Source organism: Actinoplanes missouriensis 431 (assembly GCF_000284295.1).
GTDB classification, from domain to species: Bacteria; Actinomycetota; Actinomycetes; order Mycobacteriales; family Micromonosporaceae; genus Actinoplanes; species Actinoplanes missouriensis.
In genome coordinates this window covers 4,011,176-4,027,302 of sequence record NC_017093.1, presented here as the reverse complement: position 1 = coordinate 4,027,302, position 16,127 = coordinate 4,011,176, and the positions used below count along the sequence as shown (strand labels likewise).

General features: G+C 69.5%; 17 protein-coding genes. 12 read left to right on the top strand and 5 right to left on the bottom strand.

Translation table 11 applies throughout. The annotated features are described in order from the left end of the window. Positions 1-19: 19 nt before the first annotated feature. Entirely contained in the window at positions 20-973 is a 954-nt protein-coding gene (locus tag AMIS_RS18900; protein ID WP_041829897.1) for a hypothetical protein, read from the bottom strand. Positions 974-1,224: 251 nt separating this feature from the next. Next, a complete protein-coding gene (locus AMIS_RS18895) occupies positions 1,225-2,352 on the bottom strand; it encodes a citrate synthase 2 (protein ID WP_014443952.1) in 1,128 nt (375 codons plus the stop codon). A gap of 211 nt (positions 2,353-2,563) precedes the next feature. Here AMIS_RS18895 and AMIS_RS18890 point away from each other — a divergent pair, with 211 nt between their 5' ends. The 5 genes from AMIS_RS18890 (at position 2,564) to AMIS_RS18870 (ending at position 6,446) form a co-directional block, all read left to right on the top strand. Beyond that, on the top strand, positions 2,564-3,724 hold the full coding sequence (locus AMIS_RS18890; RefSeq protein WP_231859342.1) for a citrate synthase: 1,161 nt from the start codon (positions 2,564-2,566) through the stop codon (positions 3,722-3,724). 36 nt (positions 3,725-3,760) lie between these two features. Further along, entirely contained in the window at positions 3,761-4,057 is a 297-nt protein-coding gene (locus tag AMIS_RS18885; protein ID WP_157434929.1) for a hypothetical protein, read from the top strand. Beyond that, positions 4,054-4,683 carry a nitroreductase family protein gene (locus AMIS_RS18880; RefSeq protein ID WP_014443949.1) on the top strand — a complete coding sequence of 210 codons (630 nt, stop codon included), beginning with the start codon at positions 4,054-4,056 and terminating at the stop codon, positions 4,681-4,683. Before AMIS_RS18885 ends, AMIS_RS18880 begins: the two co-directional genes overlap by 4 nt. After that, a complete protein-coding gene (locus AMIS_RS18875; protein WP_014443948.1) occupies positions 4,680-5,408 on the top strand; it encodes a LamG domain-containing protein in 729 nt (242 codons plus the stop codon). The genes AMIS_RS18880 and AMIS_RS18875 overlap by 4 nt, the downstream gene beginning before the upstream one ends. Before the next feature lie 171 nt (positions 5,409-5,579). Beyond that, positions 5,580-6,446 (top strand): tetratricopeptide repeat protein, encoded by an 867-nt coding sequence (locus AMIS_RS18870; RefSeq protein WP_014443947.1) that lies wholly within the window; start codon positions 5,580-5,582, stop codon positions 6,444-6,446. 63 nt (positions 6,447-6,509) lie between these two features. Here AMIS_RS18870 and AMIS_RS18865 read toward each other — a convergent pair whose 3' ends face one another. After that, positions 6,510-6,926 (bottom strand): MarR family winged helix-turn-helix transcriptional regulator, encoded by a 417-nt coding sequence (locus AMIS_RS18865; protein WP_014443946.1) that lies wholly within the window; start codon positions 6,924-6,926, stop codon positions 6,510-6,512. Positions 6,927-7,037: 111 nt separating this feature from the next. Here AMIS_RS18865 and AMIS_RS18860 point away from each other — a divergent pair, with 111 nt between their 5' ends. Beyond that, a complete protein-coding gene (locus tag AMIS_RS18860; protein WP_014443945.1) occupies positions 7,038-8,777 on the top strand; it encodes an ABC transporter ATP-binding protein in 1,740 nt (579 codons plus the stop codon). 3 nt (positions 8,778-8,780) lie between these two features. On the opposite strand, the gene AMIS_RS18855 is transcribed toward AMIS_RS18860, so the two are convergent. Next, positions 8,781-9,266: a MarR family winged helix-turn-helix transcriptional regulator gene (locus AMIS_RS18855; RefSeq protein WP_014443944.1), complete on the bottom strand. Its 486-nt coding sequence runs from the start codon at positions 9,264-9,266 to the stop codon at positions 8,781-8,783. Positions 9,267-9,340: 74 nt separating this feature from the next. On the opposite strand from AMIS_RS18855, the gene AMIS_RS18850 reads away from it, so the two are divergent. Next, positions 9,341-11,401 carry an MMPL family transporter gene (locus AMIS_RS18850; protein WP_014443943.1) on the top strand — a complete coding sequence of 687 codons (2,061 nt, stop codon included), beginning with the start codon at positions 9,341-9,343 and terminating at the stop codon, positions 11,399-11,401. A 98-nt stretch (positions 11,402-11,499) separates the two neighbouring features. On the opposite strand, the gene AMIS_RS18845 is transcribed toward AMIS_RS18850, so the two are convergent. Continuing rightward, complete coding sequence (locus AMIS_RS18845; RefSeq protein WP_014443942.1) at positions 11,500-12,651, bottom strand: LLM class flavin-dependent oxidoreductase; 1,152 nt, start codon at positions 12,649-12,651, stop codon at positions 11,500-11,502. Positions 12,652-12,960: 309 nt separating this feature from the next. On the opposite strand from AMIS_RS18845, the gene AMIS_RS18840 reads away from it, so the two are divergent. From AMIS_RS18840 to AMIS_RS18815, 5 genes are all read left to right on the top strand, one after another. Beyond that, complete coding sequence (locus AMIS_RS18840; protein ID WP_041829894.1) at positions 12,961-13,620, top strand: Panacea domain-containing protein; 660 nt, start codon at positions 12,961-12,963, stop codon at positions 13,618-13,620. Between the two features lie 19 nt (positions 13,621-13,639). Beyond that, positions 13,640-13,963, top strand: a complete 324-nt coding sequence (locus AMIS_RS18835) for a hypothetical protein (RefSeq protein WP_014443939.1) — start codon at positions 13,640-13,642, stop codon at positions 13,961-13,963. A 140-nt stretch (positions 13,964-14,103) separates the two neighbouring features. Further along, positions 14,104-14,283: a hypothetical protein gene (locus tag AMIS_RS18830; RefSeq protein WP_014443937.1), complete on the top strand. Its 180-nt coding sequence runs from the start codon at positions 14,104-14,106 to the stop codon at positions 14,281-14,283. Continuing rightward, positions 14,280-14,693 carry a hypothetical protein gene (locus AMIS_RS18825; RefSeq protein ID WP_014443936.1) on the top strand — a complete coding sequence of 138 codons (414 nt, stop codon included), beginning with the start codon at positions 14,280-14,282 and terminating at the stop codon, positions 14,691-14,693. Before AMIS_RS18830 ends, AMIS_RS18825 begins: the two co-directional genes overlap by 4 nt. Before the next feature lie 22 nt (positions 14,694-14,715). Further along, positions 14,716-16,092 carry an ATP-dependent nuclease gene (locus AMIS_RS18815; RefSeq protein ID WP_172666604.1) on the top strand — a complete coding sequence of 459 codons (1,377 nt, stop codon included), beginning with the start codon at positions 14,716-14,718 and terminating at the stop codon, positions 16,090-16,092. Positions 16,093-16,127 lie beyond the last annotated feature (35 nt).

The window sequence follows — 16,127 nt, the reverse complement described above, 5'->3', positions numbered from 1 at the left end:
GTGGGCCCGGGCCGGTTCGTCAGCTCTCCGGCCGGTGCACCGTCACCTCGTCGCGGGCGAGACTGGCGCTGGGCTCGTTCGCGTCGTCGGTGACGATCACCGCCAGGTGGTGGGTGTCCTCGCTGCTGTCCAGGCTGACCGGATCGCAGACGAAGTGCCGCTGCTCGCCGCACCCACCCGCCACCTGCCACGTCCCGCTCTGACCGGAACGGGTCAGCAGCCAGACCTGATACCCGTCGGGCGCCCGCGACTCGCCGCTGACCGTGACGCTGTCGCCGACGGTCTCACCGTCCTGCGGGGACGAGATGCTCACCTCGGTCTCGTCCGGGTCCACGGTCGCGGTAGGCGCCACGGTCGCCCGCGTCGCCCGGCGACCGGCCGGCGGTGCCTGCGCGGTACGGCGAGCTCCGGCGCGACTGCTCGGCGAGTGCCCCGGAGCCGCCGACGACTGATCCGGATCAGGCGACGGCGTCCCGTCGGGGCTGTCCACCGGCCCGGCCGTGACCGTCCGCAGCGGGGGAAGCTCCGAGGGCTCGGCGCTCGGCGACATTCCCGTGGCCACGACCGTGGGAACGGCCACGGCGAACGTCGGGTCACCGGGTTCGGTGTCCAGCACCGTGAACGCCGCCGAGACCACCGCGATCAGCCCGGTGGCGGCGAGCGCGGTGCTCGCCACCCGCCGGTTCCGCCGCCGCTTCGCGACCCGCTCCAGGTCGCCCGGTTCGACAGCCCGCCACCGCGGCCGGTCAAGCCTCGGCATGACCATCGTCACGTCCATCGCTCCGACCGGTCCCGTACCGGAGCCGGTCGGCTGTGGATCGGGGTGGCGGCCGGTTCCCGCAGGTCCGGAAGTGCCGGGCGCCGGTGCGTCCCACTGCGGGCCGTTCAGCGCGAAAGCGTCGCGCTGAACCACCTGGGTGGCGTCGTCCGGATAAGGATGCGGGTCACCGGGTGCCCGCGGGGTGACAGCCATCAAGCGCCTTCCGCGTCTCACGTTCGCCGAGCCGCAGTGCGCGGCGGCTTTTGACCCGATAAACGCTATGATGCTTCGTTAGATGCGGGCAGAACGGTCAAGTCGGACACTGTGTGCACGTGTTGACCGTTCGCGCCCGTCCGCTCGCCCACCGCGGCAGGCCCTGCCGGACGGGCGCATCACGCCGCCGGGGCGGATGCGGCGTCGCGGGCGCATCACGCCGCCGGGGCGGATGCGGCGTTGCGGGCGCATCACGCCGCCGGGGCGGGTGCGGCGTTGCGGGCGAGGGCGGCCTGCCAGCCGTGGACCGCGGAAGCGTCCCGTTCGGCCGGCCCGACATAGTCGGCCGACGGGCGGATGATTTTGGCGAGCGCCTTCTGCTCCAGGATGTGCGCGCTCCAACCGGCAGTGCGCGCACACGTGAACATCGCGGTGAACATGTCGGCGGGGACGCCCGCGAAGTCGAGGATCACGGCGGCCCAAAACTCGACGTTGGTCTCGAGAACCCGGTCGGGCTTGCGCTCCCGCAGTTCCGTCAGCGCGGCGATCTCCAGTTCACGGGCCACCTCGTACCGTGGCGCGTCGAGTTCCCGGGCCGCGTCGCGCAGGATGCGGGCTCGCGGGTCCTCGGCACGGTAGATCGCGTGACCGAATCCCATCAGCCGCCGGCCGCTGTCGAGCACCCGCTTGACGTACTTTCGCGCGTCGATCCCGGACTCGACTGCTTCGATCATCCCGAGTGCCCGTGACGGCGCGCCGCCGTGCAGTGGACCGGAGAGCGCGGCCATGGCAGCCGACAGACAGGCCGGCGCGTCGGCGCCGGTGCTGGCGACGACCCGAGCCGTGAACGTGGAGGCGTTCATGCCGTGCTCGGCCGCACAGATCCAGTAGCGATCGATCGCGACGACGTGACGCGGGTCCGGATCGCCCTGCCAGCGGATCAAGAACTGTTCGGTAGCGCTGCGGCCCGCGTCGACACGATGCTGCGGCACGACCGGACGATCAACGCCGCGAGCGGCTTGGGCGACGTATGACAGCACGCTCGCCGACGCGCGGGCCAGGTCGTCACGTGCCTGCTCAGCGCTGATGTCGATCAATTGACCGGCGCCCCAACGCGGCGTCAACATTGACACGGCGGCTTGCACGTCAACACGAAGGTCGCCGGTGTTGACGGGTATTGACGACGCGTCGGCGGACGGCAGCGGACGGTTGAGGTCGCCGTCGACGAGAAGACCCCACACGTCGCCGAACGAGACATGACCGGCGAGCGAGCGGATGTCGACGCCGCGATACCGCAGCGAGCCGCCGTCCCGGTCCGGTTCCGCTATCTGGGTGTCGAACGCGACGACACCGGCAAGCCCTGGATTGACAGTCAACATGACTTCAATCTGAAATCAACGCGATTTGATGTCAATGTTGATCCAGTCAACATGAGAGGATGCGCACAAGATTTCGAAACAGCTGACGGGCCCACTGAAAGGCCCGCTCACAGGCCCAGTCCGGGCCGGTTATCCACAGCCCTGAACTTCGCGTGGCAGCGGCGCCCTCACATGGGAGAACCTGCGAGACATGAGCCATCCCCATCAACTGATGACGACCGAGGAAGTCGCTGAGCGGCTCGGCGTCAAGATCCCCACCCTGTACGCGTACGTGAGTCGCGGCCAGCTGACCAGCATCCGCAACGCGGACGGCAAGGGCAGCCTGTTCGCCCGGGCGGACGTCGAGGCGTTCGAAGCCTCCCGTAAACGCACGACCACCCCGACGATCCAGACCGCCATCACGCTGATCAAGGACGGTCAGCTGTACTACCGAGGGCGCGACGCCGTCGTGCTCGCCACCACGGAGGAGTTCGAGGCCGTGTCGGCGCTGCTCTGGACCGGCGACTACGACAGCGCGCCGTTCCCGATCAACCGGGACATGCTGCACCTCGCGCACCGGGCGACCGAGCCGCTGCCGCACAGCGCCCGGCTCACCGACCGGCTGCGCGTCACGGTCGCCGCCGTCGCCGCCGCCGACCCGCTGCGCTTCGACACCTCCCCCGCCGCCGTCGTGGCGACCGGGCGGCAGCTGATGTCGACGATGGTGCACGCGTTGCCGCTCCGCGCCGCCCCGCCGGGCAAGCCGATGCCGCTGGTCGAGGCGCTCTGGTACCGGCTCACCCCGGAGAGCCCGACCACGGCGTCGCTGCGTGCGCTGAGCGCGGCTCTCGTGCTGCTCGCCGACCACGACATCGCCGCGTCGACCCTGACTGCCCGGATCGCGGCGTCCACGCGCGCCCACCCGTACGCGGTCGTCAGCGCCGGACTGGCCGCCCTCGACGGGCCGTTGCACGGCGCGGCGAGCGCGCTGGCGTATCCGATGCTCGCGGACGCGATGATCGACCCGGTCGCGACGATCTCGCACCGGCTGCGGGCGGCGCCGTCGAGCGGCGCCGTCGCGGGGTTCGGTCATCCGCTCTATCCAGGGGGCGACCCGCGTGCCACGGCGCTGTTCGCCCTGTTGAAGGGCCCCGCCGTGGAGACCGCCGAGCAACTGGCCGCGACGATGCGTACCCGGTCGGGGGTGTTGCCCAACATCGACCTGGCGCTCGCCGCGCTCACCTTGAGTTACGGCATGCCGGCGGACGCCGGTGAGGCGATCTTCGCGGTGGCGCGGACCGCGGGCTGGCTCGCGCACGCGCTGGAAGAATACGCGGATCGACCGTTGCGGTACCGGCCGAGTGGTCGATACGCGGGCGAATCGCCCACGTGACGGGCGGATTTCGCGGGCGTCGATACCGTCGGATCTGTGGACGCTCCACGAGTGGGCTGGGCGATGGCTGGGCTGTTCCTGGCCGCACTCGTGGTGTACGAATGCGTCAACTACGGCATATCCACCGTCATCGCGGCGGTGCTCTTTCTGGCTGTTCCGTGGCTGCCCTGGTGGCCGTTCCGTCTCACCTGGATTCCCCTGGTCCTGGTCGTCCTCTACACGTTCGGCCCGTTCTTCTGGCCGCCGTTCTTCGTGGCCGGACTGGCGTGGCTTACCGGAATCGCCGCCTATCACGTGGTGCGCGGCACACCGAACCGTAGGCTGCCGGCATGACCCCTGAAGATCTGCCGCTGCTGACGGCGCTGCATTCCACCCCGGCCCGGCGATTCCTCTCGACCGAGCCCATCCCGGACGATGTGATCCGCGCGATCCTGGACGCCGCGATCCGCGGGCCGTCGGCCGGCAACGGGCAGTTCTGGACCTGGATCGTCGTGCGCGAAGAGGCGACGAAACAACAGATCGCCGCGTGGTACCGAGAGGGCTGGGAACGCCATTACGGGTCACGGCGCGACGAGATTCTCAACGCGCCGGACGGCGGCCCGATGAGCAAGGCCAGCTTCCTCGCGGCCGAGCACCTGGCCAACCACATCGAGGAGGCTCCGGTGTGGATTTTCCCGGTCTTGCTGGGCGCCGGGAAATCGACCAACCCGCGGCTCGGATCGTCCATCTACGGCGCTGTCCAGCACCTCATCCTGGCGGCCCGCGCCTACGGCATCGGCGCCACGCTCACCACGCTGCACATCAGCCACGAGGAGGACGTGCGCAGGGCGCTCGGCCTGCCCGACGACGCGCTCACCATGGCGCTGATCCCGCTCGGATTCCCGACCAAGGGCCGCTGGTCCGAGCCGAAACGGCGCCCGCTCGACGAGGTCGTGCACTTCGAGAAATTCGCGAAGTGAATCGCGAGCCCGATTTCGCCGACGATTTCCGCGGCTCCGGACTGAGCCCGCAACGGTGGGTCGATCACTACCTGCCACACTGGACCACGCCGGACCGGTCGCGGGCACGCTACGACCTCGACGCCCACGGCCTGCGTCTTCGCATCGACGCTGACCAGCCGGATTGGCGGCCGGAGGACGCGCCGCTGCGGGTCTCCAACATCCAGACGGGCAGTCACGCGGGCACCCACCGGCACCGGCCCGACGGGCTGGAGATCCGCACCGCCACGGCGACGGAACTGCTCTGGGCGCCGTCCGCCGGCCGGGTCGAGGTGACGGTTTCCGCGAGCCTCGACGAGAACTGCATGCTCGCCGCGTGGCTCGTCGGAACAGAACATCTGTCGGCCCGCGACGCCGGGGAGATCTGTCTCTTCGAAATCGACGCGTCGGCTGTCACGGCGGAGGCGACGGTCGCCCGCAGCGGGATCAAAGCCCATGCCGACGACCGGCTCACGACGGATATGGCCGAGGTGACGATTCCGTTCTCGGCCGCCGCGCCGCACACCTGGACCGCGGCCTGGGGACCGGACGGAACGGTCATCGGCTGCGAGGGCCGGGTCGTCCGGAAACTGCCGCAGGCGCCGGGATATCCGCTGTTCCTGCTCATCGATCTGTTCGAGATCGGCCCGCCGTCCGGGAGCTATCCGAAAACGGCACGCGTTCACCGGGTACGGGGGTGGAGCTGACCTCCCGCCGGTGCCGGCGGCGGGTCGCGCCGGACCGGGTTCGCCAGAACCGGGAAACCCGGGGACGGGGAATCGCTTCTGGGGGCGGGGATCCGCGTACCGGAAAAGGGGCAACCGGAGTGCAACGCGCCTGAGCCGTAAGTCGGGGGTGTCGCGACCGAATAGGGCGGCGTGACGCAGCAGCCGCTTCTCGACCCGCCCGCCGGATCCTCGATCCTGGACGAGGCCGACACCCTGCTTGCCCGCGGACGGGCCGGCGACGTCGTGGACCTGCTCGCGCCCCATGTCGGGCGCGAGCCGGAGGACGTCGCCGCCTGGCACCGAATGGCCCGGGCGCGGCTGGACCTCGGCGACGCGCGGGGTGCGATGCGTGCCGCGTGGGCGGCTTGGCAGCAGGACCCCGACGGCACCGAGTCGCTCTACTGGATCAGCCGATCCTGCACGGCGGCCGGTGAGCACGACGAGGCGATCGCCACCGCGGTGTCGGCGTGCCGGCAGGATCCGGGCAACCCGCGGCTGCACGACCTGCTCGGCCGGGCGCAGCTGGCGGACGGCCGGATCGCCGACGCGGTGGCGAACCTGCAGGTGGCGGTGGAGCTGGCCGGGTACGACGCGGATCTGCACGTCACCTACGGGCTCGCGTTGTTCGCGGCCGGGCGTCCGCTGACCGCGCGGGAGGCCGTGGACCGGGCGCTGATCCTGGAGCCTGCGCACCGTGGCGCGCGGGAGACGCTGGCGCGCTTCGAGACCGCCCTGCGCGGGGTGATCGACGCGCCGTCGCTGGCCGAGGCGGCCGACGTGTTCGCGGAGTCGTTGCGGGTGCGCCCGGGCGGCGCGCGGCGGCCCGGGGCGGCGCGGGACGCCTTCGCCTATGTGATGCGGGTGTCGTTCGTGTGGTTCTTCACGGCGCTGCTCGGTGTGGGGGCGCTCGATCTGATGAACCTGGTGACCGTTCCGGACGGGCTATATCTGACGTTGCTGTGCTCGGCGGGGATGTTCGCGCTGGTGGCGCGGCTCGCCCGGCCCGCTTTGACCTGATTCTCCCCGGAAGGCCGCGAGACCCTGCCACCCCCCGGGCCGGGTCTCGCGGCTTTTCCACGGTCAGTCCCGGAGGATGCGCAGGATCCGGGACAGCTGGGCGCGATCCTCGGGGTCCAGCGCCGCGAACAGCCGCTCCCCCTCCTCCGCCCGCGCCCGGTGGATCGCCGTCGCCGTCGCCGCCCCCTGCTCGGTCAGCGTCACCAGCGTCGCCCGCCGGTCGGCCGGGTCCGGGCTGCGCGACACGAGGCCCCGCTCCTGCAGGTCGTCGACCACCTCGGTGGCCGAGCGCGGCGCGATCCGCAGGTGCTCGGCGAGGGCGCTGAGCCGCATCTCGCCGTGCCGGGACAGGACGGCTATCGCCCGGGACTGCGACGGGGTGACGTTCCACGGCTCCAGCGCCACCCGCGTCCCGTGGCGCAGGCGCCGGGCGACCGCCCAGAACACCTCGAACAGGCTCTCATCCTGACCTTCATGCACGGGAACAACGTAACAGCGGTTGCGGTTGTACCCTCATGTTGAGGTAACCTCAGGATCCCTGTTCGAGAGGAAAAGAATTTGGCGGAACGCCCAGGGCGGGCGGCACGGACCGTGACCCCCGCGGAGAAGGCGCAAGCACGCGCCGTCTCCCTGCGCCGGATCGGCGCCTTGTTCATCGGGCACCGGCGGCAGCTCGCCGTCGTTGTCGGCGTCATCGTGATCTCGTCGGTTCTCGCGATGGTGTCCCCGTTCCTGCTGCGCGAGATCATCGACGTCGCGCTGCCGGACGACAACCTCACCCTGCTGGTCTGGCTGGTCGCCGGAATGGTCGCGGTCGCCGCCGCCACCTCCGCGCTCGGCGTGGTGCAGACGTGGATCTCCACCCGGGTCGGCCAGCGCGTCATGCACCGGCTGCGCACCGACGTCTTCGCCCATCTGCAGCGGCAGTCGGTCGGTTTCTTCACCCGCACCCGCACCGGCGAGGTGCAGTCCCGCATCACCAACGACATCGGCGGCATGCAGCAGGTGGTCACGTCGACCGCCGGTTCGATCGCGTCGAATGCCACCACCGTCATCGCCACGCTCGTCGCGATGGCCGCCCTCTCCTGGCAGCTGACCCTGGTCTCGCTGGTGGCGCTGCCGCCGGCCGTCTACTGGACCAGGCGTGTCGCGCGGATGCGGCAGGCCATCACCGCGCAGCGGCAGCGCGAACTGGCGGAACTCAACGTCATCATCGACGAGGGCCTGTCGATCAGCGGCATTCAGCTGAGCAAGACGATGGGCGCCGGCGACGCGCAGATCGCCCGTTTCACCGAGTCGTCGCACCGGCTGATCGACCTGGAGCTCCGCTCCGAACTGGCCGGACGCTGGCGGATGGCGACCATGAACATCGTCTTCGCGGCCATCCCGGCGGCCATCTATCTCGCCGCGGGACTGCCGTTCAGCACGATGAGCATCGGCACCCTCGTCGCGTTCACCGGGCTGCAGGCCGGCCTGTTCCGGCCGCTGATGAGCCTGCTCGACGTCGGCGTCACGCTCACGTCCTCGCTCGCGCTGTTCCAGCGCATCTTCGAATATCTCGACCTTCCGGTCGAGGTCGAGGAGCCGGCCAGGCCCGTGCGAATCGAGCACGTGCGGGGCCACCTGCGCTTCGAGGACGTCACTTTCGTGTACGGGGACAGCGAGACAGCCGCCCTGGCCGGTGTGAGCCTGGACGTCCCGGCGGGTTCGTCGGTGGCGCTCGTCGGCGAGACCGGCTCGGGCAAGAGCACCATCGCGTCGCTGATCGCCCGCCTGCACGACCCGACGTCGGGCCGGGTGACGATCGACGGTGTCGACCTGCGCGATCTGTCCCTCGCGGACCTGGCGAGCATCGTCGGTGTGGTCAGCCAGGAGACGTATCTGCTGCACACCACCATCCGGGAGAACCTGCGGTACGCGAAACCGGACGCCAGCGACGAGGAGATCGTCACGGCGGCCCGCGCCGCGCAGATCCACGACCTGATCGCGAATCTGCCGGACGGTTACGACACGATGGTCGGCTCACGCGGGCATCGGTTCTCCGGCGGCGAGAAACAGCGCATCGCGATCGCTCGTACCCTGTTGCGGGATCCACGGATCCTGGTTCTGGACGAGGCGACGAGCGCGCTCGACACCGAGACCGAACGGGCCGTGCAGCGGGCGTTCGACGCGCTCGCGGTGGGCCGGACCACGGTGACCATCGCGCACCGGCTGTCGACGGTCCGCGACGCCGACCAGATCGCGGTGATCGACCACGGCCGGATCCTGGAGTCCGGCACCCACGAGTCATTGCTGGACCAGGGTGGCCGGTACGCCGGCCTGGCCCGGTGAGCCTCACCGGCCGCGCAGTTCGTCCCGGTACTCGACGAGGGCGCCGGTCATCCCGTTCAGGAACTTCTCGATGACCTGCAGCTCGTCGACGCTGAACTGATCCATCACGGCGTCGGTGTGCGGGCGCAGCGGTGTGAAGAAGGCCATCGCCAGCGACATCCCCGCGTCGCCGTAGCGCAGGTGGACCACGCGCCGGTCCGTGCTCTCCCGGCTCCGGCGCAGGTGCCCGCCTTTCTCCAGCCTGTCGATCAGGGCCGTGGTGGCACCCGAGGTCAGACCGATCGCCTCCCCCAGTTTGCCCGGGGTGAGCGGGGTCCCGTGACGCTCGGCGTGCATCACGGCCAGCAGCGCGTGCATGTCGGTGGCGTGCAGATGGTTGCGGTTCGCGAACGCGTGCCCGATGTGCTGTGCCTCACTGCTGTACGTGTTCAGCAGGTCGACAAGCGCCCTGCGTAACCGCTGGCGTTCGGCGGTCTCAGATCCCTCCACGGGGGTAAGTGTTGCAGATCCGTGCTTCGTCGTGAACAATCTCGATTGTAAAGATTCTCAGTCTTGGAGGTTTCATGAGAAGGGCATGGGCAACGCTGTTGCTGGCCCTCGTCATCGGCGGGGCGATTCTTGCCTTCGCCGGCTCGACGACCACGGACAACGACCCCACCTCGTCGCTGCCGTCCTCCGCCGAGTCGACCAAGGTCGCGCAGCTGCAGAAGGAACTGCCTTCCGGTCGGACGAACCCGGCCCTGATCGTGATCGCCAAGGGTGGGGAGGCGCTCACCGACGCCGACCTCTCCTCGGTGAAGGAGCTGGGTCAGCCGATCCTGTCCGAGGACCGTAAGGCCGCGATCATCACCGTCCCGCTGGCCGCCACCGGCAACGCGGACGAGACCATCACCGCCGTGACCGAGCTGCGGGACAAGGCCAAGGCCGGGCTCCCGGCCGGCGTCACCGCGCAGGTCACCGGCGGCGCCGGATTCAGCGCCGACCTGTCGGACAGCTTCAGCGGGGCGAACACCCGCCTGCTGATCGTCACCGTCGTGGTGGTGACGATCCTGCTGCTCGTCACGTACCGCAGCCCGATCCTCTGGATCGTCCCGCTGTTCGTGGTCGGTTTCGCCGACCAGCTCGCGGCGAAGGCCATCGCGCTCTTCTCGCAGCACACCGACCTGGCGATCAACGGGTCGACCACGGGCATCGTGACGGTGCTGGTGTTCGGCGCCGGCACCAACTACGCGCTGCTGCTGATCTCGCGGTACCGCGAGGAGCTGCACAGGTACGAGGACCGCTTCGAGGCCATGCGGGTCGCCCTGCGCGGTGCCGGCCCGGCGATCCTGGCCAGCTCCGGCACGGTCTTCCTGGCCCTGCTCACGCTGCTGCTGGCGAGCCTCAAGAGCAACGCCGCGCTCGGCGTGACCGCGGCCGTCGGTGTGGCCATCGCCGCGCTGTTCGCCCTGGTCGTGCTCCCGGCCGCGCTGGTCATCTGCGGCCGCAAGCTGTTCTGGCCGTTCATCCCGCGGGTCGGCCAGGAGGGTGCGGAGAACGAGCGCGGCCTCTGGGGCAAGGTCGGCCGGGCCGTCGTGAAGCGCCCGGTCGCGGTCACCGCCTTCTCCATCGTCGTCCTGGGGATCCTCTCCCTCGGCGCGCTCGGCACGAAGGTGGGCCTGTCGCAGACCGAGCAGTTCCGGGTCGAGGCCGAGTCGGTGCAGGGCCTGGAGACGCTCAGCAAGTACTTCCCGGCCGGCGCCGCCGGTCCGGCCACGGTGCTCACCGAGCCGGCCAAGGCCGAGCAGGTGCTGAAGACCGTCTCCGAGACGCCGGGCGTCGTGCAGGCCCGGGTCGCCGAGCAGAACGGCGACCTGGCCAGCATCAGCGCCGTCCTGCAGGCCGCGCCGGACACCGCCGAGGCCTTCCAGACCATCCGTGACCTGCGGGAGAACCTGGACGGCGAGGCCCTCGTCGGCGGCACCGTGGCGACCGCGCTGGACACCCGCGACGCTGCCCGCCACGACCTCAAGACGATCGTCCCGGTGATCCTGGGCGTGGTGTTCGTGGTGCTGGTCCTGCTGCTGCGGGCGCTCGTCGCGCCGGTGCTGCTGATGGCGACCGTGGTGCTCAGCTTCATGGCGTCGCTCGGCGCCGGCTCGTGGCTGTTCCGGCACGTGCTCGACTACCCCGCGCTGGACAACTCGGTTCCCCTGTTCGCGTTCCTCTTCCTGGTGGCGCTCGGCGTCGACTACAACATCTTCCTGGTGACCAGGGCGAAAGAGGAGACCCCGGCCCGGGGTACGAGGGAGGGCATGGTCCACGCCCTCGCGGTGACGGGCGCCGTCATCACCAGCGCGGGCATCCTGCTCGCGGCCGTGTTCGCGGTGCTGGGCGTGCTGCCGGTGGTGACCCTCACCCAGATCGGCATCATCGTCGGCATCGGCGTCCTGCTGGACACCCTGCTGGTGCGGACCGTGCTGGTGCCCGCGCTGGCGACGCTGACCGGGGACAAGTTCTGGTGGCCGGGCCGCCCGCAGGCCAAGGCCGTGAAGGGCGGCGAGAGCGGCAACGAGCCGCACAAGCCCCGCCACGACTGGGACTCGAAGGACCGCACCAAGATCGGCGAGCACGCCGACAGCTGAGCAGGACCGAAACGGCCCGGACGCTCGTGGATGGCGTCCGGGTCGTTTTCTCATGACCGCGTCTTTCTATGACCGCGTCTTTCTATGACGGCGTCTTTCTATGACGGCGTCGGGATGGGCACGCCGGCGAACGGGATGGCGCCGGCCGACGTGCCCCGGTCCCCGGCCGGGTGGCTCCAGAGCCCGCGCCGGCGCAGTTCGGGCAGCACCCCCTCGCCGAACCAGTACGCCTCCTCCAGGTGCGGATAGCCGGAGAGGATGAACTCGTCGATGCCGAGCGCGGCGTACTCCTCGATCCGGTCGGCGACCTCGGCGTGACTGCCGACCAGAGCGGTTCCGGCGCCGCCGCGGACCAGGCCGACACCGGCCCAGAGATTGGGCGAGACGACCAGGCCGTCGCGGTTGCCGCCGTGCAGTTCCAGCATCCGGCGCTGGCCGACGGACTCGCTGCGGTTCAGCCCGGCCTGCACCGTGGCGATGTCCTGCGCGGAGACGTTCTGCAGCAGCCGGTCCGCCTCGGCCCAGGCCTGCTCGGCGGTGTCCCGGGTGATCACGTGCAGCCGGATGCCGAAGCGCATGTCCGGCTTGAGGGTGCGAATCCAGGCCAGTTTCTCCGCCACCTTCGCCGGTGGCTCGCCCCACGTCAGATAGACGTCGGCGTGCTCGGCCGCGACCGGCCCGGCCGCCGGGGACGATCCGCCGAAGTAGATGGCCGGACGTGTCTGCGGAACGCGTGACAGCACCGCGTTCTCGACCCGCAGGTGCTCCCCCGCGTGCGTGACCGTCTCACCGCGCAGCAGCCGGTTGACGATGCTCAGGAACTCGCCGGTGCGCGCGTAGCGGGCGTCCTTGTCCAGGAAGTCGCCGAACTGCCGCTGCTCGTGCGATTCCCCGCCGGTGACCACGTTGAGCAGCAGCCGCCCGCCGGAGAGGCGCTGGAACGTCGAGGCCATCTGGGCCGCCAGGGTCGGCGAGATCAGGCCGGGCCGGAACGCGACGAGGAATTTGAGCCGCTCGGTGGCCTCGGTGAGCATCGCGGTGGTCAGCCAGGCGTCCTCGCACCAGGCGCCGGTCGGGGTGAGCGCGCCGACGAAGCCGAGCTGCTCGGCGCTGCGCGCGATCTGCCCGAGGTATCCGATGGTCAGCGGGCGCACCCCGCCGGCCGCGCCGACCGGCACGCCGTGGCCGCCGCCGACGATGTCCCGGGAGTCGCCGTTGGTGGGCAGAAACCAGTGGAAGTCCATGGGCATCAGGCTACCCACGAGTTCTATCTAATCCATAGGAACCATGGAGTATGGCCAGCAGCTCGCAGGCACTCCCTGGATGAAGGGGCAGCCCGCCCGGTACGACGTCAACGAGTGCGGGTTCCAGTTCGGATCGGAATTGAACACGTAGCCGTCAGGGTTCGCTGCCAGCCATGCCAGGTAGCCGGATCCGACTCCGGAGCAAGTCTCCAGGGAGCAGGCGCACCGGCGGAGGTCGAGGAGCAACGCCCTCATGCCGGGAAGGCCGGGAGCGGCAACTGACCGCAACCCTGCCGGCTTACAGATGGAGAAATCATGACCATGCCCGAGGAGTCCCAGATCCGACACACCCAACGTCACGACATCGATACTTTTCGTGATGTATTGAGTTCAGCCACCAACGCTGAGGAGGCGCACATGATCGCTGTGACGCCTTCAACGATCATGCCGACTTCGTCACCGGCTGAGGGGATGGACCACGCGCTAACGTCTCGCTACGTTGCGCCGATGACCACCAGCGCCAACTCCGTCATCACGGCCATAGAGCTCGAACGGCCCGGCCTGCGACTCGGCAAGAAACAGCTCCTCCTGTTCTTCGCCCAGGGCCACCACCTGGCAACCCACGACGAACCCCTGTTCGCCGAACCCATATATGCCACCGACCGCGGCGTCGCCGTCGAAGACGCACCCGGCGCCTCGACCGGCGCCCCCACCGACACCGCCCAGCTCGACTCGATCGGCTACGTCGTCGAGCGGTACGCCGCACTGAGCCCCGCCGACCTGCGAACGCTCATCCAGGCATCGCAGCCCTGGCAGGCGGCAACCAAGCCCGGCGCCGGCGCCCGTATCGAGTGGGCGCACCTACGCGACTGGTTCCGGCGACCCGACGAAACCGACGACCCTGACGACGAAAGGCCAAACCGCGCCGAATCGGCGTTCGCCGAATCGCTGTGGGCGGGACGGAATCCCGACTGACCTTCATGGAGGGGGATGTGTGACCGACATTCGTGACCCCGGCACGGACCCCAGGCTGCACCTGTTCGAACCGAAACTCAAAGCGTGGGAGCAGGAGGAACATCCCCCTCCGGCCGTTGTTGCCAAGGTGCGGGCATGGTGGCCCAGCCTCGCGGTCGAACCGCGGCGCCGGGGCCGGGCCGTACCCGGGCAGCCGGGCGTGCGCTTCGCGTGGGTTGCGGACATCATCCTGCCCGACAAAGGCGAGGGCCACCGCGGTGTGCAGTGCCATTACCGTGTTGAACGCGATCAGGTGATCTGCCAGTTCTTCGTGATCGCCCCTCTTGAGCGTGCCCCTGACTGACGAGCCCACCGACACCGGCACTCTTTGATAGCAGCCATCTCGATGATCTGGAACGACGATTGCCCTGCCGCCCTGATGGAGCACCTCCTGCAGGTGAACGAGGACTTGCCGGAAACCCCGCCGACGCTAACCTGAATGCCATGACCGACCAGCAGCAGCCGACCCGGCTGCCCGCCAGCGTCCGCTGGGCGCGGATTCTCGGCATCCCCGACCCCAAGCCGTTCACGCCTGAGGAAGAAGCCGCCTACCAGCGGTGGATGGATGATGGTGACGCCCAGGTGGAGGCGATGGTGCGGCGCCGGCAGCAGTCTCCCGCGTGACCTCCTTCCGATCCCCTCGCATCCTTGATGCGTCGGCGATGGTGGAGTTGTTCGCCGGCAACCCGCAGGTCATGCGGATGCTCAACGACGCCGAGGCGGGCGTAGCTTTGGTGGCGCTGCCCGCCACCGCAGTCCTGGAGGCGCAGGCAGCGTTACGGGCGGCACCGTCGATGTGGCATCACTTCTTCCGCTTCCCCGGCCTGACCGTACTGGACCTGACCGGTCACGGCGCCCTGGATGCGGGGGTTATCGCGGCAGCCCGGTTGGAGCATCATCCGATGCAGCCGACCTTGACGGGCCCGCAGATGGTGGGGCAGGTGGTGACGGAGGCACGGGCATTGAACGCGGCGATCGTGACCCGGATCCCGGAGTTGTACGGCGGGCACGATGTGCCCGTGGTGGTCGTCTAGCAGGCCTCACTCACCCAATTGCATGATCGAGCAGGATGTCGGCGCGCGCATGCCGGCGGCCGGGAGCACCTCCCATCGCCCGGCGGCCCCGCAGACGTCCAGCCGTCTCAAGAACAGTAGCCGCGTACTCGGGGGTAGACCGAAGACCTGGCATTGGCCCGAACGAGGTCGACCGGTTCGGCCGGCGCAACTGAAACATGTCATCGGCACCCTGGGACAGCCCGCTGTCCCGATAGTCCACTTCGGCGCACGCCCCGATCCGCACGGTCGAAGTGAGCACCGACGGCGGGGCGACCTGGGAACCGGCGTCGAGCAGGTACTTCTGGCTGCAGTCATCGGCATCGCGCAGCCGGCCGCTACGTTCGTCGCGATCGAGGAGCCGGAGACCGCCCTGCATCCGGCCGCCCAGCGAGCCATGCTCGGCCTGTTCCGCCGGTGGTCCAGCGATCGGGTCTTTGCTCTGACCACCCACTCACCGATCTTCCTGGACAGCCAGCACGCCGATACCTATTTGCTGCGCCGGTCCGGTGGTGAATCCTCGATCGAGAAGGCCGAGTCCGGGCTGGGTGACGTGCTGGCAGCGCTCGGCGTCCGGTCCAGCGACGTCCTGTCCGCCGAGCGGATCCTGCTCGTCGAGGGACCGAGTGATCGGGACGTCCTCGCTGCGTGGTTCCCGGAACTGCTCGAAGACCCGCGTAACGTGGTGATCATCGGTCAGGGCGGTCGCAATGCGCGGTTCGCGGGCATGCTCGACGAGTGGATCCGGGCCGCTGACCGGGTCGAGCGACCGATCCTCTACCTGCGGGACCGCGATGAACTCGACGACGACGCCGTCACGAAGCTGCGATCGGTGCCCGCGGTCCACGTGCTGGAGCGCCGCGAGATCGAGAACTATCTGCTGAACCCGGAAACGCTGGCCGTCTACTTCGCCGAGCTCGGCAAGCAGTGGGATCCCGCGCCGATCGCTCACGCCCTGCGCCAGGCCGCCGGGGACCTGCGGCGAACGGTGATCATCAAGTCGGTCGTGGCCCGGCTCGACGTCGTACGGCTCGTCGATGATCGGGAGCGGAGCCGACTGGTCAAGCGGGTACAGACTGCTGGCGACCCGGTCGAGGCCGTGCTGACGAGGGTGCCCGACCGGCAGAAGCTGGAAGGACAGATCAGGCAGGCATGGCTCGAGGTCGAAGCGGCTATCGGGGCGCGCTGGGAGATCGACTGGGTGACCCTCGCGCCGGGTGAAGAGATACTACGGGCGGTATTCCAAGAGTTTCTCGGCCGGGGATATCGGAAGACCACGGACGCCGGAGGGCTCGCTCGATGCCTCGCCACGCCACCGGCGGAGATCAGCGAAGTGATCGGCGGCTTCCTCGGTGAGCGGCGGTTACCCCGTACCCAATAGGAGTTTTGACCGAAAGTTATGGTGGTCGCCGAACC